Here is a 17,090-nt window from a genome sequence, read left to right on the forward strand (position 1 = left end):
TTCCCCCCGAAGGGGGACGACACCCTCGGTGCGGGGCGGCCCTTCCTCGGTGTCCCTGAGTTGAGCCGCGCCAGGTTCCTAGGCAGTTATTGAATGGCGCGCAACACCTTAAAAACTAATGCGCTGGAGCTCGGACCTGTCCATAGGCATCGCCGGCCAGGGCCTGGGCCAGTATCCAGGCAGGGTCCACCAGCTCGGCACCGCGCGCCAGCGGCGACTGCGGCAGGGCCAGCGGGATCTCGGTGCAGCCCATGATCACGGGCACATCGCCATGGCGCTGCAGCAGCGGCGCCAGCACCTCGCCGAAGCAGCGCGCGGCCAGGTCCATGTCGCCCTGCTTGACGCCGTCGTAGATGCCCTGCATGAGCCGCGCGCGGCCCTGTGCATCGGGCTGCAGCGCGGTGATGCCGCACTCGGCCAGCGCCGCGTCGTACAGGCCGCTGTCATAGGTGCCCTGCGTGGCCAGCACGATGGCCTGCTGCGCGCCGCCGGCCTGCAGGTGCAGGGCGGCCTGGCGCGCAATGTGCAGCACATGCAGCTGCGGAAAAAGCGCCTGCAGCTGCCCATGCCAGGCATGGGCCGTGTTGCAGGCCAGGGCCACGCTGCGCACGCCCAGCGCCGCCATGCGGCCCACGCCCTGCAGCAGGTGCTGGGCCGGCCCCGTGGGCGACTGCGGGTCCGCCCGCAGCGCGGCGCTGCGGTCGGGCATGGGCAACTGCACCAGCCAGTGCTCGGGATAGGCCTGGTCATGCACGGGCAGGCCCTGCTGCTGCAGGTGCGCCGTGCAGGCCTGCACGAACAGGCGCACGAAATCCGCGCCTGCGGCCGGGCCCATGCCCCCGAGAATGCCCACCGCGCGCGGGGGCTGAAGCTGCTGCTGCATGCTGCGATCCGAAATCAAAAAGCGGGTTTGTCGCTGAGGTCCTGCAGGTTTTTCTGCAATTGCTCGCTCATCGGCAGGCCCAGGGCCACGTTCCTCGGGGCAATGGGCTGCATGAACCACTTGTCATAAAGCCTGGCGAACGCGCCCGACTTCATCATGTCGCCGATCACGCCATCGACCAGCTGCTTGAACTGGGGGTCGTCCTTGCGCAGCATGCAGGCATAGGGCTCGACCTGCAGCGAGTCGGCCACCACCTCGAAGTCCCCGGGGTTCTTGGCCGTGGGGATCAGGCCGAAGAGCAGGATGTCGTCCATGCCGAAGGCCGCGGCGCGGTCGTTCTCCACCAGCAGAAAGCCGTCCGCATGGTCCTTGGCCATGACGATGTTCATGCCCCAGGCCTTGTCGGCATTGGCCTTGCGCAGCACCTGCAGGTTGGTGGTTCCCGTGGTGATGGCCACGGTCTTGTCCTTGAGGTCGGCGTAGTTTTTGATGCCCGAACTCTTCTTCACCAGCAGCCGCGTGCCCGTGTAGAAATGGTTGATGGCAAAGGCCACCTCCTTGCCGCGCACCGTGTTGTTGGTGGTCGAGCCGCATTCCAGGTCGATGGTGCCGTTGGCCAGCAGCGGCATGCGGTTCTGCGAGGTCACGGCCTGCCACTGCACCTTGAGATCGGGCCGGTTCACCGCCTTCTTCACGGCCTCGGCCACGGCCTGGGACATCTCCACCGTCATGCCGATGGGCTTGCCGTTGTCCAGGTAGCTGAAGGGCACGGAGGACTCGCGGTAGGCCAGCGTGATGCGGCCGCTGTCGCGCACCTTGGCCAGCGTGTCGGCATGGGCCGCAGCCAGGCCTCCCAGGGCCAGGGCCGCGCACAGCGCGGTGGTGTGAAGTTGCATGCTTGTCTCCTCGTCTTTGGTGGATGTGCGGCCAGTGTAGGAAGGGCGGCGGCCTTTGCGGAATGACAATATCGGGCCGACCCATGCCCGCCGGTTATGGGCGGTCCCCCTGCACTGGGCAGCGGCCCGCAGCCATAACCTGCATGCATACCCCCTGTGCCAAATGCCATGGCGCAGCCTGCCGCGCGCGGCCTACAGTGCGGCTGCATGGAGAAACGATCAATGCATGTCTGCATCGTGGGCGCCGGCATCGTCGGCCTGGCAACGGCCTGGGCGCTGCAGCAGGCCGGCCACCGCATTACTGTGCTGGACCGCGCACCGGGCCCCGCCCAGGGCGCCAGCGGCGGCAATGGCGCGCAGCTGAGCTATTCCTACGTGCAGCCGCTGGCCGATCCCGGCATCTGGAAGATGCTGCCCCGCCTGCTGCTGGAAAAGGATTCGCCGCTGGCCTTCCGCCTGCGCGCCGACCCCGCGCAATGGGCCTGGGGACTGCGCTTTCTGGGCGCCTGCAATGCCCATGCCTCGGCCGAAGGCACGCGCGCCCTGCTGGCCCTGGCCGCCGAAAGCCGCCAGGCCTTCGAGTCGCTCCAGGCCGACGAAGCACTGGACTGCGACCTGCACACGCCGGGCAAGCTGGTGCTCTACCCCACCCATCAGGCGCTGGATGCCGCCGCGCAGCAGGTGGCACTGCAGGCGGGCCTGGGCGGCGCGCCGCAGCGCATCGTCAACGCCGCCGACGTGGCGCGCATCGAACCCGCGCTCGCCGGCTACGCCCAGCGCATTGCAGGCGCCGTACACACGCCCAGCGAAGCCGCAGCCGACTGCCGCCTGCTGTGCGAACAACTGGCCGCCCGGCTCACCGCGCGCGGCGCCGAACTGCGCTACGGCGTGGAGCTGCAGGGCTTCGAGCGCGAAGGCGACGCCATCACCGGCCTGCGCACCGCCGCAGGCCCGCTGCCGCTGCGCGCCGACCACTACGTGCTGGCCAGCGGCTGGGAAAGCGCGGTCCACGCGCGCCAGCTGGGCCTGCGCATTCCCGTCTATCCGCTCAAGGGCTACAGCATCACCGCCGATGCCGCAGCGCAGCTGCCGCACGCCGCGCCCCGTGTCAGCATCACCGACACCGCACGCAAGGTCGTCTTCGCACGCATCGGCGAACGCCTGCGCGTGGCCGGCATGGTGGAGATCGTGGGCCGGGACACGCGCACCGACCCGCGCCGCATCGCCAGCCTGCGCCGCTCCACGCAGGAGGTCTTCGCCGACCTGCCGCTGGACGGCAACCTCCACCCCTGGACCGGCATGCGACCCGCCACACCCACCGGCCTGCCCCTCACCGGCCGCCAGCGCGGCGGTCCGCGCAACCTGTGGCTGCAGACAGGGCATGGCGCGCTGGGGCTGACGCTGGCGTTCGGGTCGGCGCAGAGGCTGGTGGGGCAGATGGAGGAGGCCTGAAACCCGCAGGCCTCAACCAGCCAGCAACTCGCGCAAGGCCTTGCGCATTTCCTCGGTCATTGCTCGCGCCAGCACCGACCCCGGCCGCTGGGGCAGGCTGAGTGCATTGACGCCCACCGTGATGCGCGGCAGCAGGGGAACGACATGGACCTTGCGGCGGTCGGCGGCCAGGGCGGTGCAGCCGTCCATGATGGCGGCGCCCAGGCCGTACTCGGCCATGGACAGGGCCGCGTGGTAGGTCTGCACGGTGACCACGGGCGACAGGCCCACGCCGTGCTCGCGGCAGGCCTGGCCCAGGCGCATGCCCAGCGGGTCGCGTGCATCGAGAGCGACCACGGGCAGCTCGGCCAGGTCCTTGAGCTCCATGCCCTCTTCGCGCACGCGCGAGGGCGGCAGCAGGCCCTTGGGCAGCACGCAGAACATGTCCACCTCGGCCAACAGTTCATGCTCCAGCGCGGGCTGGCCCACGGAGCTGATGACGAAGCCCACGTCGGCCTCCTGCAGCAGCAGGGCCGAGACCACCTGCGGGGTGTGCAGCGCCTGCACATGGACCTGTACCTGGGGGTGGCGGCGCCGAAATCCGGCCACGGCGCGCGGCAGCACCTCGCGGCTGAGCGCGAAGACGGTGAGCACGGTGAGCCGGTCCGCGGCCTGGCCATGGCGCAGGTTGTCGGCCAGGCGCTGGACCTCGTCGAGCTGCTCGAACAGCTTCTCGATGTGGGGGAACAGCGCCAGCGCCTCATTGGTGGGCGTGAGCCGGCCGCGTGCGCGCTGGAACAGCGCAAAGCCCAGCTGCAGCTCCGCGTGCTGCAGGGTGCGGCTGACGGCCGGCTGGGTGATGTTGATCAGCCGTGCGGCAGCGCTGACGCTGCCGGTCTGCATGACGGCATTGAAGACCTCGATGTGGCGCAGACGCATGGGCCGTCCTAAACGCGGGATTGGCGCGGGATTAGCGCAGGTTCAGTGCAGGTTCACTCTTCGGCGGACTGCGCGCGGGCCATCCGCTCGCTCTTCCAGTAGACGTCGTCACCGCCATCCATGCGGTTGAGCACGCGCGCCAGCACGAACAGCAGGTCCGACAGGCGGTTCAGGTATTGGCGCGGCGCGGGCCGCATGGCCTCGCCCTGCTCCAGCGCCACCACCATGCGCTCGGCGCGGCGTGCCACCGTGCGGCAGACATGGGCCTGGGCCGCGGCGCGGCTGCCGGCCGGCAGGATGAATTCCTGCAGCCGGGGCAGCTGCGCGTTGTAGTGGGCCAGCGCTTCATCGAGCTGCAGCAGGGCGTCGTCCTTGAGCAGTTCATAGCCGGGAATGGACAGCTCGCCACCGAGGTTGAACAGCTGGTGCTGCACATCGACCAGCAGTTCGCGCACGTCCTCGGGCAGGGCCTCGCACAGCAGCAGGCCGATGTGGGAATTGAGCTCGTCCACATCGCCCATGGCGTGCGGGCGGCCGCTGTTCTTGGAGACGCGCGTGTTGTCGCCCAGGCCCGTGCTGCCGTCGTCTCCGGTGCGCGTGGCGATCTGTGTCAAACGGTTGCCCATGGGCGTTCTCCTTGGCGGTGCGGGGGTGGAAAGCCGGACCCGTAACGGCCCAACACCCAATTGTGCGTTACAGGCGGCACGCAAATGTTGTAGCAGGCAACAGCCGGCAAAAGTGCTGGCCCTGCTGCGCTGCAGCAGGTGGAATGCAGTCATGTTCCACGTTCGACAAGGAGTTCGACATATGACCTCTCAACTGCGCAAAGTCTCTGGTTTTGAAATCCGCAGCGTGATGTTGTTCGCGGCCATTTCGCTGGGCAGCGTCACTGCCATGGCGCAGGCTCCGTCCGCAGCACCGCAGCCGACGTTTGGCGGCGGCTCGGCAGCAGGCGTGCAATCTGCGCCAGCACCCGCAGCACCAGCGGGCGGCGCCAACGAGGTGCAAGCCGCATTCGACCGCGCCGACACCAACCGGGACGGCAAGCTGGGCAAGAAGGAGGCCGAGGCCCTGCCCGCCGTGAGCAGCAATTTCGCGCAGATCGATGCCGACAAGAACGGATCGCTGTCGCGCGATGAATTCAGCAAGGCTGTCCAGCCGCGCTGACACCCGGATGCCTGGCGGCTGACCCACACGGTTGGGCGGCAGGGCCGGTGGTATTCTTTCCAGTTCCCCCTGGAGAACACCGATGAACGCCCCTGTCGCCCCCGTCCGCCTGCAGCCTGACTTCGCTCAGCGCCCCATCCCCGAAGCCTTCCTCCAAGCCCTGGCCCAGCGTTTCGGCGCCCAGTGCTCCACGGCTTTGGCGGTGCGCGAACAGCACGGCCGCGACGAGGGCGCCATCCAGGCGCCCCCGCCTGCGGCCGTGGTCTTTGCCGAAAGCACGCAGGACGTGCAGGACGCGCTGAAGCTGGCCGACCAGCATGCCGTGCCGGTCATCCCCTACGGCGCAGGCTCCTCGCTCGAAGGCCATCTGCTGGCCGTCGAGGGCGGCATCAGCCTGGACCTGAGCCGCATGAACCGCATTCTCTCGGTCAACACCGAGGACCTGACGGTCACCGTGCAGCCCGGCATCACGCGCAAGCAGCTCAACGATGCCATCAAGGACACGGGCTTCTTCTTCCCCATCGATCCCGGCGCCGATGCCTCCATCGGCGGCATGACCGCCACGCGCGCCAGCGGCACCAATGCCGTGCGCTACGGCACCATGCGCGAGAACGTGCTGGCGCTGGAACTGGTCACGGCCAGCGGCGAGTTGATGCGCACCGGCACGCGCGCCAAGAAAAGCAGCGCGGGCTACGACCTCACGCGCCTGATCGTGGGCAGCGAGGGCACGCTGGGCGTGGTCACCGAGATCACGGTGCGCCTGTACCCGCTGCCCGAGGCCGTGAGCGCGGCCATCTGCTCCTTCCCCAGCATCGAGGCCGCCGTGCGCACGGTCATCCAGACTATCCAGATGGGCGTGCCGATCGCCCGCGTGGAGCTGGTGGACGTGAACTCGGTGCGCATGGTCAATGCCTACAGCAAGCTCACGCTGCGCGAGGAACCCATGCTGCTGATGGAGTTCCACGGCTCGCCCACGGGCGTGAAGGAGCAGGCCGAGATGGTGCAGGACATTGCGGGCGAGTTCGGCGGCAACGCCTTCGAATGGGCCGAGCGTCCCGAGGACCGCACGCGATTGTTCACGGCCCGCCACAACGCCTATTTCGCGGCCGTCTCCAGCCGCCCCGGCTGCCGCTGCATCACCACCGATGCCTGCGTGCCCATCAGCCGCCTGGCCGATGCGCTGCTGGACTCGGTGCGCGAGGCCGATGACAGCGGCATTCCCTACTTCCTCGTCGGCCACGTGGGCGACGGCAACTTCCACTTCGGCTACCTGATCGACCCGGACAACGAGGACGAGCGCTCGCGCGCCGAGCAGCTCAACCACCAGTTGGTGTCGCGCTCCATTGCGCTGGGCGGCACCTGCACGGGCGAGCACGGCGTGGGCATCCACAAGATGGATTTCCTGCGCGAGGAAGCCGGCGACGGCGCGGTGCAGATGATGCGCTCCATCAAGCAGGCGCTGGACCCGAAGAACATCCTGAACCCCGGCAAGATCTTCAGCCTCTGAGTCCCTCCGCCGCGGCCTTCTCGCGCAGGAAGTCGATCAGCGTGGTGATGGCCCGCGTCTGGTAGTGGGACGGCATGTACAGCAGGTATTGGCGCGTGGCCAGAAAGTCCAGGCTGCCGGGCGGCAGCGGCAGGCGCTCAAGCGCGCCGCTGGCCAGTTCGGCCGCCACCATGTAGCGCGGCACCACGGCCACGCCCAGGCCCTGCAGCACGGCATCGCGCAGGAAGTGGAAGTTGGGCGACATCAGGCGCGGGCGTATGCGCAGCTCGGTGGGCCGGGCGCCGTTCATGCCCGCCGTGCGCAGCTTCTGGCCCGTGAGGGCCGAGGTGATCAGCGGCACGCGCTTGAGCGCCAGCAGCGAGTCGGGATGGCCATGCGCAGCCAGAAACTGCGGCGTGGCGCAGGCCTCGTAGAGCACATCGCCGAGCTTGCAGGCCACCAGGCTTTCAGGCGGCTCGGTCATCACGCGCACGGCGAAGTCCACGGCGCCCTGCATCAGGTCCTCGATGTCGTTGTCGAAGATCACCTCCAGCGTGATGCCCGGATGCATGCGCATGAACTCCGTCAGCCAGCCCGACATCTGCAGCTGGCCGTAGCCGCTGGGCACGCTCAGCCGCACGGTGCCCTGCAGGCTCTGGCCCAGGCTGTCCACCGACTCGGCCGCCGCCATGGCTTCCTGGCGTATCGCGCGGCCATGGGCATACAGGCGCAGGCCCAGCTCGGTGGGCTCGACCTGGCGCGTGGTGCGGCGCAGCAGCTGCTGGCCGATCTGGCGCTCGAACTGGTTGAGCCGGTGGCTGACGTTGGCGCGACTCATGCCCAGGCGCACGGCGGCGCGGCTCAGGTTGCCGGCTTCGATGATGTCCACCAGCAGGGACAGTCCGCCCAGATCCATTGTCAAACCTCAGTACACACAATGTCCATTTTTTAGCACGATTGTCAAAGTCCATAAACGAATAAAGAATGCGGGCCTGCCCGGGCATCACCGGCCCGTTGCGGTTTTCGTGGTTCGACAAGGTTTCGCATGAGTGCTCTCCCCTCTTCCCTGCCGCTGGACGGCGTGCGCGTCCTGGATCTTTCGCGCGTGCTGGCCGGCCCCATGTGCGCCATGGCGCTGGCCGACCTGGGCGCCGATGTCGTCAAGGTCGAGCACCCGGGCCGCGGCGACGACACGCGCGACTGGGGCGTGCGCGTGGGCCAGCGCAACACCTCCTACTTCAACAGCGCCAACCGCAACAAGCGCTCGGTCACGCTGGACCTGCAGGCCGAAGAGGGCCTGCGCATCGCACGCGAGCTGGCGGCCGACAGCGACGTGGTCATCCAGAACTTCAAGGTCGGCGGCGCCGAGAAGCTGGGGCTGGGCTACGAGCAGCTGTCGCAGCTGAACCCGCGCCTGGTGTACTGCTCCATCTCGGGCTACTCGCGCAGCGGCCCCGAGGCCACGCGGCCCGGCTACGACCTGGTGGTGCAGGGCGAGTCCGGCATCATGGCCATGAACGGCGAGCAGGGCCAGGGCCCGCTGAAGTTCGGCGTGGCCGCCGTGGACATGTTCACGGGCATGTACTCGGCCCAGGCCATCCTGGCCGCGCTCTACGAGCGCGAGCGCAGCGGGCGCGGCCGCCATGTGCAGATGGCCCTGTACGACTGCGGCCTGATGATCACCAGCTACTACGGCATGGAGGCCTTGCTCAAGGCCGGCGACCCGCCCAAGTTCGGCAACGCCCATCCGTCCATCGTGCCCTACGGCGTGTTCGAGGCGGCCGACGGCCCGCTGGTCATCACCGTGGGCAACAACGGCCAGTTCCAGCGCTTTTGCACCGACGTCATCGCCAAGCCCGAGTGGGCCGCCGACGAACGCTTTGCCACCAATACCGCACGCTCGGCAAACCGCGAGCTGCTGATGCCGCTGGTGCAGGCCGAGCTGCTGCGCTTCACGCGCGCCCAGCTGCTCGAATGCCTGACGGCCGCGCAGATTCCCTGCGGCGAGGTGCTGGGCCTGTTCGAGGCCCTGAACTCGCAGCGCACGGCCGACGCCGGCCTGCTGCACCGCTTCGAGGACAGCGAGGCCGGCAGCCAGTCCGTGCTGGCCCCGCCCTATGCGCTGGACGGCCAGCGCCTGCCCGTGCGCCGCCCGCCGCCGCACCAGGGCGAACACACCGACGAGGTGCTGCAGCAGCGCCTGGGCCTGGACGAACAGGCCCGCGCCGCACTGCGCGCCAAAAACATCATCTGAGAGCGCGCAGACGTTCCCACCCAGACCGCTCCACGGCTCTCATTTCCACCCCTTCCCGCTTGAGGAGACATATGACTTCCACCCCCTTCCAGGCCTCGCGCCGCCAGATCCTTTCCGCCGCCTGCGCCACCGCCATCGCCACGCTGGCCCCCGCCGCCCGGGCCCAGAGCCAGTGGCCCGACAAGCTGATCAAGCTGACCGTGGCCTTCCCGCCCGGCGGCCCCACCGACACGGCCGCGCGCATCGTCGCGCAGCGCCTGACCGAGCGCCTGGGCCAGACCATCGTCATCGACAACCGCCCCGGCGCCTCGGGCTCGGTGGGCACGGCGGCCTTCATCAAGTCACAGCCCGACGGCTACTCGCTGTCCATGTTCGGCATGCCCGCGCTGCTGGCGCCCATGCTGTTCAACAACAACCTGTACGACGTGCGCAAGGACTTCCTGCCCGTGGCCACGGTCTATGACCTGCCCATGGCCATCGTCATCAACCCGCGCGAGCTGCCGGACGTGACCAACCTGCAGCAGCTGATCGAGCATGCCAAGAAGGCCAAGCCGGCGCTGAACTACACCAGCTCGGGCACGGGCAGCTTCGGCCACCTGTCCATGGAGCAGCTCAAGGACCTGGGCGGCTTCGACATGCAGCACGTGCCCTACCGCGGCAGCGCGCCGGCCGTGACCGACCTGATCGGCGGCCAGATCGCCGTGATGTTCGCCGACGTGGTCGCGGCCCTGCCCCACATCCAGGCGGGCAAGCTGCGCGCCATTGCCGTCAGCTCGCAAAAGGCCAAGCAGCTGCTGCCGAACGTGAAGTCGGTGGCCGAGCAGGGCTTCCCCGGCTTCGACGCCGACACCTGGGGCGGCCTGATCGCCCCGCTGAACACGCCGCCCGCCGTGGTCCAGCGCCTGAACCAGGAGCTCAAGCTCATCCTGGCCGAGCCCGAGCTGCAAAAGAAGATGCTGGCCGCAGGCGCCATTGCCACCTACCAGGACGGCGCGGCCATGAAGGCGCGCCTGAATGCCGACTTCACGCGCTGGAGCAAGATCGCCAAGGACAAGAACATCTCTTCGCAGTAAAGAACACAGAGCGCCCCACGATGCGCCTTCAGGGCATGCCGCAAGGCATGCCCTTTTTTGCTTTTTGCCCCCGCCATCTGCAGAGTGCGCCAGGTTTCGCCGCCGGGCCGCCCCAAGGCGAAACGCGGCCCCCTCGGGGGGCGCCCGGCCAGGGGCAGCGGACCATGCGAAGCAGGGGAGCGTGGGGGCTACTTCGACAGATCCATGATCATGCGCGTGGCCAGGTACAGGCGGGGCACGATGGTGTTCAGCTGCACATACTCCGCATCATTGGAGTGCGCACCGTAGCCGCTCAGGCCAAAGCCCTCGATGACCGCACCCTTGGCCTTGAGCGCCGCAAACGCCGCGTCGGTGCCGCCGCCCGTGGCCTTTTCCATCACGCTCATCTTCAGGCCCAGCTCGTCGCTGTAGATGGTCTGCGCCTGTTTGGCCAGGCTGCGCGAGGCCTCGTTGGCCTCCAGCGGCGGGCGGCGCACTTCGAACTTGAGCTGCACCTTGCTGGCGCCCAGCAGCTTGTGGCCCACCTTGGCCTGCATGGCCTGCTCCAGCGCCGTGAAGTCGGCCACGCGCAGCGCGCGGGCGTCGGCCTGGGCCGTGGCCTCGGCGGGAATGACGTTGCGGTTGGTGCCGGCCTTGGCCACGGTCCAGTTGAGCTTGAGGCCGGTCTCGGGCTTGGACAGGTCCTTCATCTGCAGCAGCTGGTGCGACAGCTCGTACAGCGCGTTCACGCCGTCCTCGGGCTTGGCGCCCGCGTGCGAGGCCTTGCCCTCGACCTTGAGGTAGGCCGCGCCGATGCCGCTGGTGGCCAGGCGCACGCCGCCGTCGGTGCCGCCGCCTTCGAAAGAGAAGACCGCATCCTGCTCGGCGCCCATGCGCGTGATGGTGCTGCGCGCGCCGGGCGAGCTGATTTCCTCGTCGCTGTTCATCAGCACGGTCAGCGTGCCGTAGTTGTCGAAGCCCAGCTGGCGCAGCATGGCCACGGTGTGCAGGATCAGGGCCACGCCCTGCTTGTCGTCGGCAATGCCCAGGCCGTAGGCGCGCTCGCCGTCGATGCGAAACGGCTGGTCCTTGAGCATGCCGCGCAGGTAGACCGTGTCCATGTGGGCGATCAGCATGATGCGGCTGGTGCCCTTGCCCTTGAACTCGGCATGCACCATGGGACCGATCTTCTCGGGCGTGTCACCCAGCCGGTAGACGTCGGTGGGCTGCAGGATCTCGACCTTGCCGCCCTGCTCGCGCAGCTTGCCGGCCACGTAGTTGGCGATCTGCTCCACGCCCTCCATGTCCTTGCTGCCCGACTCGATGTGCACCAGGTCGCGCAGCGTGTCCAGCAAGGGCTGCTGGTGCTTTTGCGCCAGCGCCTGGATATCGGCCTTGGGCGCAGCCAGGGCACTGCCGGACAGGCCGGCCATGGCAAGGGCCAGCGCCAGCGGGGCGCTGCGGAACATGAGGGAAAGCGGTGCGAAGGCGGAACGCATGGACAGGTCTCCTGTGTTGAAAAAGTTGTGCCTGCACGATAGCAGGCGCCGCGCAGGGCGCACGCAATTGCCGTGCCTGTTTTGTCCATCTCACCGCCCAAAGCAAAGGCCCCGCAAGCTGTGGCCTGCGGGGCCTTGTGGGGAGCGAGACCCGGAATCAGCCCGCGCTCAGCGCCATGCCGCCCTTCTTGCTCACGCCATCGCCCACGACCACGGCCGACACCACGCTCAGCACCAGGGCAATGGCCGATCCGTAGAACACGCCGTGGCTCATGCCGTGGTCCAGCATGTAGCCGAACACCGGCGCGGCCAGGCAAAAGCCCAGGTCCAGGCCCGAATACACCGTGCCGTAGACGCGGCCGGTGGCGCCGGGCGGGGCGGCGCGCTTGATCAGCATGTCGCGCGAGGGGCCGGCCAGGCCCGTGCCCAGGCCCGCGATGGAGGCCACGCCCACGGCCGCCATGGCCGGCAGCCAGCCCGTGCCGACCAGGAACAGCGCAACGCCCGAGCCCAGCATGCAGATGGAGATCACCTTCTCCAGCCGCTGCACACGGCCCACGAGGAAGCCGCCGGCCAGCATGCCTGCCGCGCCGCACAGCATGTAGCCCGTGACGATGAGCGCCGTCACGCTCAGCGGCAGTCCGTACATGGACTGCATGGCGGGGCTGGCAAAGCTCTGGATGGCGCTGAGCGCGCAGGTGCTCCAGAAGAAGAACGAGAAGCACAGCCAGACCGAGGGCAGCTTCAGGAAGGCCATGGGATGCTCCTGCGGCACGGCGGCCGCAGCGGCGCGCGCCGCGGGGGCCTGGGCATCGGCCGCACGGTCGTCCAGCGCCTCGCGGTTGAGCACCATGATGGTGAGGATGACGGCGGCCAGGGCCGCGCCGCACAGGCAGGCCAGGCGCCACGAGCCCGTGGCCGTGGTGATGCCCGCCATGAACAGCGGCGCCAGCGCCCAGCCGATATTGCCCGACAGGCCGTGCACCGAGAACGCATGGCCGATGCGCTTGGCCGACACGCGCTTGTTGAGGATGGTGAAGTCCACCGGGTGGAAGGGCGCATTGCCCAGGCCCGCGAAGAAGGCTGCCAGCAGCAGCATTCCATAGCCCTGTGCCAGGCTGGCGACCACGCCCGCCACGGTGAAGCTGCCCAGCGCCGCAAACAGAATGGGGCGCGCGCCGAAGCGGTCCACGGCAAAGCCGGCCATGGCCTGTCCCACGCCGGAGACCACGAAGAACAGCGACACCATCACGCTGAGTTCGGCATAGCTGTAGCCGAACTCGGCGATCAGCCACGGGAACAGCGGCGGCAGCAGCAGGTGGAAGAAATGCGAGGAACCATGCGCCAGGCCGATCAGGCCGATGGTGCGCACATCGCTGCGCAGCGGGTCCGGAGCCACGGCGTCCGGCATGGAAGAAGAAGAGGCGGTCATGGGCCGCATCTTAGGCAGCAGCGTTTCGTCTTGTATGCGATAGTCTGCCAACTTCTGTCGCAAACATGCCAAAGCCTGTCTCCACGCCCGGCACCCCTGCCGACACCCTTGCCGACACTTGTGCCGAAACCCTGCCCAGCGCCTGCCCCGCAGCCGCACTGCGGTCGGTGCGCAGGGCCCGGCCAATGGAGCCGGTGGAGGCCCTGCATCCGCACCTGTTCGTGCCCACGCCCCAGCGCCCCGTGCGCGCCAAGCAGCACCGCCTGTCGGCACGCACGCGCGTCATACCGCACAGCCACAGCTGGGCACAGATCGCCATCTCGCTGGACGGCGTGCTGCACCTGTCGGCCCCCCAGGGCACGCTGATCGCCCCACCCTCCAAGGCCGTGTGGATTCCGCCCGGCCTGGTCCACGCCGTGGCCATGGTCGAGGAAGCCGATCTCGTCTCCATCTACGTGCTGCAGGACGATCCGGCCCAGGGCCCCGTACTGCCGGACCTCCCGCCCTGCGGCGTGGCCTGCAACCCGCAGGACTGGGCACGTTGCCGCGTGCTGGAGGTCTCGCCGCTGATGCGCGAGCTGATCACGGCCCTGCCCAAGCAAAGCGATGACCAGCCCGCACCCGACGCCGCCACGCTGCAGCGCGAGCACCATCTCAGCGCCCTGCTGCTGGAAGAACTGCGCCGGGCCAGCGAAGTCCACCTTGGCGTGAACATGCCCCAGGACAAGCGGCTGCGCATGCTCTGCGAGGCCGTGGTGGCCGACCCCACCCAGCACGAGAGCCTGGCCGACTGGGCGGCAGACACCGGCGCCAGCCCGCGCACCGTGGCCCGGCTGTTCCAGCAGCAGCTGGGCTGCAGCTTCACCACCTGGCGCCAGCAAGTCGTGCTGGCCCACGGCCTGAGCCTGGCCGCGCGCGGCCTGCCCATACAGCAGATCGCGGCCGAGCTGGGCTACAGCCCCAGCGCCTTCAGCGCCATGGTGCACCGCACGGTGGGCATGCCCCCGGCACGGTTCTTCGGGCAGCAGGCCGGTTCCGCTGCCCACAGGGTCGGAACAGGCGCTGTATCGCGGCCGACCAGGGAATGACAGGGAGCCATCGCCTCTTCGCGATAGCTGATCCGATATAGGGTTTGCCGATAGGCAGGCCATGGAATGCGGCGGCGCCCTGCGTGCTCTTATGCCGCATGATCTCCACCGCCGAGTCGCGCTACAACCAGTGGGTGCGCGAGCACTACCGATTCCTGCTGCGCAGCGCCTGGGCGCTGACCGGCTCGCGCGCGCTGGCCGAGGACGTGGTGCAGGACTGCTTCACCAGCGCCTGGCGCTTTCGCCACCAGCTGCGCGAGGCCGCAATGGCGCGGGCCTGGCTGTTCCAGATCATGCGCCGCCATGCCTTCCGGCACCTTGCGCCATCGGCCCATCTGGTCAGCGATGACGAGGCGCTGGACCAGCATCCCGCCCCCTCCCCCTCGCCTTCGGCGCTGGACGACCGGCTCGACGTGGTCAAGGCGCTGGCGCGCATCGCCCCCATCCACCGCGAGGTGCTGGTGCTCTATTACTTCGACGACATGCCCACGGCCCAGATGGCCGAGGCCCTGGACATTGCGCCGGGCACGGTGCTGTCGCGCCTGTCACGCGCCCGCGATGCGCTGAAGGCGGCGCTGGAGCAGGCGGCCCCGGCGCCTGCTCAAGAGACTGCCAGCGTGATCCCGCTGCGCGCCACCCGATACCAAGGCTTGAAATGACTGCCCCGGACACAACCGACGAATCGGCCTTCGACCTGCGCGCACGCGCCGAACTGGCCCTGGCCTTCGACCCCGGGCCGCACGGCGAGCCGCCCGCCCATCTGCTGCGCCACACGCGCTGGCATGCGCGCAGCGGCGTGCGCCGCCTGATCGCCGCGCTGCTGGTGGGCAGCTCGGCCGCCACCGCCGTGTTCGCCATGCGCCCGCCCGAGCTGGTGCGCGCCGCCATCGAGCATGAGTACTACGAGCGCACGCTGCGCGGCAGCTTCATGCCCGAGGCCGAGGTCGCGCGCCGCATGGACCTGCCGGCCGGCGAGAAGCTGCCCGGCTACACCCAGCTGATGCGGCCCTGCGACATCGACGGCACGCGCGCCTACCACCTGACCACCTTCTTCGAGAAGGGCGGCATCGTCACCGTGCTGGCCTTCGACCAGCCCCAGCGCCTGGCCGATGGCCAGGGCTGGTGGGCCAACATGCACTGGCAGGTCGTTCGCTCGCGCGAAGGCCGGCCGCTGGTGCTGGTGGCCCAGAAGAAACAGGCCCTGGCCGTGGCCAGCAAGGCCCTGGGCACCCCTGCCCCATGAGATGCCCGATGACAACCACCACGAGGAGACACCCATGAACCACTTGCCGACATCGCCCACCTCCCCCGCGCGCCGCAGCCTGCTGGCCGGCAGCGCCAGCGCACTGGCCGCCGCAGGCCTGGCCGGTCTGCACCAGGGCGCATTGGCCCAGGCCCAGGCACCCGCAGCTGCGGCAGCACCGGCGGCCAAGCCCCTGCCCGGCTACGCGGGCTGGAAGAAGGCCGATGCCCTCATCGTCCACAGCTCCACCACCATAGAGACGCGGCGCGGCGCCTTCGGCACCAGCGTGATCACGCCCAGCGACCAGCTCTATGTGCGCAACAACCTGCCCACGCCGCCCGAATCCATCGTGGCCGACCGCGATGCCTGGCAGCTGCAGGTGGAGGGCGTGCGCCAGCCCCGCAGCCTCAGCGTGCGCGAGCTCAAGTCCCTGGGCCTGGAGACCGTGGCCATGGTGCTGCAGTGCTCGGGCAATGGCCGGGCCTTCTTTCCCAGCAAGCCCAGCGGCACGGCCTGGACCGTGGGTGCGGCCGGCTGCGTGGTATGGAGCGGCGTGCCCGTGCGCGAGGTGGTCAAGGCCCTGGGCGGTGTGTCAGACGGCGGTCTCTACATGACCGGCACGGGCGGCGAGGTGCTGCCTGCGGGGCTGGACCCCAAGAGCGTCATCGTCGAGCGCTCGGTGCCGCTGTCGGCCATGGAAGACGCGCTGCTGGCCTGGGAGATGAACGGCGAGCCCATCCCGCTGGCCCATGGCGGGCCGCTGCGCCTGATCGTGCCCGGCTACACCGGCGTGAACAACATCAAGTACATCAAGCAGCTGGCCTTCACGCCGCGCGAGAGCGAGGCCCACATCATGTCCCACGGCTACCGCATCTCGCCGCCCGGCAGCAAGGGCGACCCGAGCCAGCCCTCGGTGCAGGAGATGAGCGTCAAGTCCTGGATCAACTCGCCCCTGCCCGAGGACGGCGGGCAGGCCGCCGGCCTGGTGCAGATCCACGGCGTGGCCTTTGGCGGCATGGACGCCGTCAAGGGCGTGGAGGTGTCCACGGACGGCGGCAAGAGCTGGCAGGCCGCGCGCCTGGTCGGCCCCGACCTGGGCAAGTACGCCTGGCGCCAGTTCGTGCTGCAGGCGCGCCTGCCCAAGGGCACGCATGTGCTGGCCAGCCGCGCCACCGACGCGCGCGGCCGGGTCCAGCCCGAGACGCGCGGCGAAAACCAGAGTGGCTACAACAACACCAGCTGGGCCGACCACGCCGTGACCGTCACCGTGGCCTGAGCACGGCCCGCGCGCCCATCCCGCCCCCCTTCCCGTCACTTCCCGCACACGGCGCCAGACCGTGGCGGGCCCGTACCCCCATTGCCATGTTCACGATGAAACACCTGATCCACACCGCCCTGCTGGGCAGCACTTTGCTCGGCAGCGCCCTGCTGTCCGCCCCCGCCTTTGCCGATGAAGCGGCCCAGATGGCCCTGGGCAAGAAGCTGTTCGCCACGGCCACGCCTGCCTGCGCGCTGTGCCACACGCTCAAGGACGCGGGCGCCGAGGGCGCCATCGGCCCCGTGCTCGACGAGCTCAAGCCCGACGCCGCGCGCGTGGCGCGCGCACTGCGCGACGGCATAGGCGCCATGCCCTCGTTCAAGGCCACGCTCAGCGAGGCCGATATCGCCGCGCTGTCGCTCTATGTGAGCAAGGCCAGCGCGAAGAAGTAGAGGCAGGCCG

The 17,090-nt window shown here is 69.1% G+C and carries 17 protein-coding genes; 10 read left to right on the forward strand and 7 right to left on the reverse strand.

From position 1 onward, the window contains the following. Positions 1-115 precede the first annotated feature (115 nt). A complete protein-coding gene (locus ACM14_RS00510) occupies positions 116-883 on the reverse strand; it encodes an aspartate/glutamate racemase family protein (protein WP_065345025.1) in 768 nt (255 codons plus the stop codon). A gap of 14 nt (positions 884-897) precedes the next feature. Then, entirely contained in the window at positions 898-1,779 is an 882-nt protein-coding gene (locus tag ACM14_RS00515; protein ID WP_012202010.1) for an amino acid ABC transporter substrate-binding protein, read from the reverse strand. A 222-nt stretch (positions 1,780-2,001) separates the two neighbouring features. Here ACM14_RS00515 and ACM14_RS00520 point away from each other — a divergent pair, with 222 nt between their 5' ends. Further along, positions 2,002-3,231 (forward strand): D-amino acid dehydrogenase, encoded by a 1,230-nt coding sequence (locus ACM14_RS00520; RefSeq protein ID WP_065344953.1) that lies wholly within the window; start codon positions 2,002-2,004, stop codon positions 3,229-3,231. A 12-nt stretch (positions 3,232-3,243) separates the two neighbouring features. Here the strand turns inward: ACM14_RS00520 and ACM14_RS00525 are convergent, their stop codons facing one another. Beyond that, a complete protein-coding gene (locus tag ACM14_RS00525) occupies positions 3,244-4,149 on the reverse strand; it encodes a LysR substrate-binding domain-containing protein (RefSeq protein WP_012202007.1) in 906 nt (301 codons plus the stop codon). 53 nt (positions 4,150-4,202) lie between these two features. Then, the gene (locus ACM14_RS00530) at positions 4,203-4,775 is read right to left on the reverse strand and encodes a cob(I)yrinic acid a,c-diamide adenosyltransferase (protein WP_065344954.1); all 573 of its coding nucleotides are present in this window, start codon (positions 4,773-4,775) and stop codon (positions 4,203-4,205) included. Positions 4,776-4,956: 181 nt separating this feature from the next. Here ACM14_RS00530 and ACM14_RS00535 point away from each other — a divergent pair, with 181 nt between their 5' ends. Both ACM14_RS00535 and ACM14_RS00540 read left to right on the forward strand, forming a co-directional pair. Beyond that, the gene (locus ACM14_RS00535; RefSeq protein WP_065344955.1) at positions 4,957-5,316 is read left to right on the forward strand and encodes an EF-hand domain-containing protein; all 360 of its coding nucleotides are present in this window, start codon (positions 4,957-4,959) and stop codon (positions 5,314-5,316) included. 82 nt (positions 5,317-5,398) lie between these two features. Further along, complete coding sequence (locus tag ACM14_RS00540) at positions 5,399-6,823, forward strand: FAD-binding oxidoreductase (protein ID WP_013799978.1); 1,425 nt, start codon at positions 5,399-5,401, stop codon at positions 6,821-6,823. On the opposite strand, the gene ACM14_RS00545 is transcribed toward ACM14_RS00540, so the two are convergent. Beyond that, the gene (locus ACM14_RS00545) at positions 6,813-7,718 is read right to left on the reverse strand and encodes a LysR family transcriptional regulator (protein ID WP_065344956.1); all 906 of its coding nucleotides are present in this window, start codon (positions 7,716-7,718) and stop codon (positions 6,813-6,815) included. The two genes, ACM14_RS00540 and ACM14_RS00545, sit on opposite strands and share 11 nt — an antisense overlap. A gap of 129 nt (positions 7,719-7,847) precedes the next feature. On the opposite strand from ACM14_RS00545, the gene ACM14_RS00550 reads away from it, so the two are divergent. Beyond that, positions 7,848-9,056, forward strand: coding sequence for a CaiB/BaiF CoA-transferase family protein (locus tag ACM14_RS00550; RefSeq protein WP_012202002.1), 1,209 nt, complete (start codon positions 7,848-7,850; stop codon positions 9,054-9,056). Between the two features lie 71 nt (positions 9,057-9,127). Beyond that, positions 9,128-10,129 carry a tripartite tricarboxylate transporter substrate binding protein gene (locus ACM14_RS00555; RefSeq protein ID WP_013799975.1) on the forward strand — a complete coding sequence of 334 codons (1,002 nt, stop codon included), beginning with the start codon at positions 9,128-9,130 and terminating at the stop codon, positions 10,127-10,129. A 188-nt stretch (positions 10,130-10,317) separates the two neighbouring features. On the opposite strand, the gene ACM14_RS00560 is transcribed toward ACM14_RS00555, so the two are convergent. Together ACM14_RS00560 and ACM14_RS00565 are read right to left on the reverse strand one after the other, a co-directional pair. Further along, entirely contained in the window at positions 10,318-11,607 is a 1,290-nt protein-coding gene (locus ACM14_RS00560) for a M20/M25/M40 family metallo-hydrolase (protein ID WP_065344957.1), read from the reverse strand. A 157-nt stretch (positions 11,608-11,764) separates the two neighbouring features. Further along, entirely contained in the window at positions 11,765-13,039 is a 1,275-nt protein-coding gene (locus ACM14_RS00565; RefSeq protein ID WP_063328069.1) for an MFS transporter, read from the reverse strand. Positions 13,040-13,104: 65 nt separating this feature from the next. On the opposite strand from ACM14_RS00565, the gene ACM14_RS00570 reads away from it, so the two are divergent. The 5 genes from ACM14_RS00570 to ACM14_RS00590 all read left to right on the forward strand — a co-directional run bounded on the left by ACM14_RS00570 (position 13,105) and on the right by ACM14_RS00590 (position 17,080). Further along, the gene (locus ACM14_RS00570) at positions 13,105-14,127 is read left to right on the forward strand and encodes a helix-turn-helix domain-containing protein (protein WP_065344958.1); all 1,023 of its coding nucleotides are present in this window, start codon (positions 13,105-13,107) and stop codon (positions 14,125-14,127) included. A 98-nt stretch (positions 14,128-14,225) separates the two neighbouring features. After that, positions 14,226-14,786, forward strand: coding sequence for an RNA polymerase sigma factor (locus tag ACM14_RS00575; RefSeq protein ID WP_065344959.1), 561 nt, complete (start codon positions 14,226-14,228; stop codon positions 14,784-14,786). Then, positions 14,783-15,370, forward strand: a complete 588-nt coding sequence (locus ACM14_RS00580) for a hypothetical protein (protein ID WP_065344960.1) — start codon at positions 14,783-14,785, stop codon at positions 15,368-15,370. The genes ACM14_RS00575 and ACM14_RS00580 overlap by 4 nt, the downstream gene beginning before the upstream one ends. Before the next feature lie 34 nt (positions 15,371-15,404). Further along, positions 15,405-16,646: a sulfite oxidase gene (locus ACM14_RS00585; protein ID WP_065345026.1), complete on the forward strand. Its 1,242-nt coding sequence runs from the start codon at positions 15,405-15,407 to the stop codon at positions 16,644-16,646. 86 nt (positions 16,647-16,732) lie between these two features. Then, positions 16,733-17,080, forward strand: a complete 348-nt coding sequence (locus ACM14_RS00590; RefSeq protein WP_034368558.1) for a cytochrome c — start codon at positions 16,733-16,735, stop codon at positions 17,078-17,080. The last annotated feature ends 10 nt before the right edge of the window (positions 17,081-17,090 follow it).

Origin of the sequence: Delftia sp. JD2 (assembly GCF_001682645.1) — a bacterium.
GTDB lineage: Bacteria > Pseudomonadota > Gammaproteobacteria > Burkholderiales > Burkholderiaceae_C > Comamonas > Comamonas acidovorans.

What these genes read in the sequence shown, in the direction of transcription:
- ACM14_RS00570 (WP_065344958.1), top strand. Translation starts at nt 13,105, where the DNA reads ATGCCAAAGCCTGTCTCCACGCCCGGCACCCCTGCCGACACCCTTGCC.
- ACM14_RS00545 (WP_065344956.1), bottom strand. Translation starts at nt 7,718, where the DNA reads ATGGATCTGGGCGGACTGTCCCTGCTGGTGGACATCATCGAAGCCGGC.
- ACM14_RS00590 (WP_034368558.1), top strand. Translation starts at nt 16,733, where the DNA reads ATGTTCACGATGAAACACCTGATCCACACCGCCCTGCTGGGCAGCACT.
- ACM14_RS00515 (WP_012202010.1), bottom strand. Translation starts at nt 1,779, where the DNA reads ATGCAACTTCACACCACCGCGCTGTGCGCGGCCCTGGCCCTGGGAGGC.
- ACM14_RS00510 (WP_065345025.1), bottom strand. Translation starts at nt 883, where the DNA reads ATGCAGCAGCAGCTTCAGCCCCCGCGCGCGGTGGGCATTCTCGGGGGC.
- ACM14_RS00575 (WP_065344959.1), top strand. Translation starts at nt 14,226, where the DNA reads ATGATCTCCACCGCCGAGTCGCGCTACAACCAGTGGGTGCGCGAGCAC.
- ACM14_RS00560 (WP_065344957.1), bottom strand. Translation starts at nt 11,607, where the DNA reads ATGCGTTCCGCCTTCGCACCGCTTTCCCTCATGTTCCGCAGCGCCCCG.
- ACM14_RS00565 (WP_063328069.1), bottom strand. Translation starts at nt 13,039, where the DNA reads ATGACCGCCTCTTCTTCTTCCATGCCGGACGCCGTGGCTCCGGACCCG.
- ACM14_RS00550 (WP_012202002.1), top strand. Translation starts at nt 7,848, where the DNA reads ATGAGTGCTCTCCCCTCTTCCCTGCCGCTGGACGGCGTGCGCGTCCTG.
- ACM14_RS00580 (WP_065344960.1), top strand. Translation starts at nt 14,783, where the DNA reads ATGACTGCCCCGGACACAACCGACGAATCGGCCTTCGACCTGCGCGCA.
- ACM14_RS00540 (WP_013799978.1), top strand. Translation starts at nt 5,399, where the DNA reads ATGAACGCCCCTGTCGCCCCCGTCCGCCTGCAGCCTGACTTCGCTCAG.
- ACM14_RS00520 (WP_065344953.1), top strand. Translation starts at nt 2,002, where the DNA reads ATGCATGTCTGCATCGTGGGCGCCGGCATCGTCGGCCTGGCAACGGCC.
- ACM14_RS00535 (WP_065344955.1), top strand. Translation starts at nt 4,957, where the DNA reads ATGACCTCTCAACTGCGCAAAGTCTCTGGTTTTGAAATCCGCAGCGTG.
- ACM14_RS00585 (WP_065345026.1), top strand. Translation starts at nt 15,405, where the DNA reads ATGAACCACTTGCCGACATCGCCCACCTCCCCCGCGCGCCGCAGCCTG.
- ACM14_RS00530 (WP_065344954.1), bottom strand. Translation starts at nt 4,775, where the DNA reads ATGGGCAACCGTTTGACACAGATCGCCACGCGCACCGGAGACGACGGC.
- ACM14_RS00555 (WP_013799975.1), top strand. Translation starts at nt 9,128, where the DNA reads ATGACTTCCACCCCCTTCCAGGCCTCGCGCCGCCAGATCCTTTCCGCC.
- ACM14_RS00525 (WP_012202007.1), bottom strand. Translation starts at nt 4,149, where the DNA reads ATGCGTCTGCGCCACATCGAGGTCTTCAATGCCGTCATGCAGACCGGC.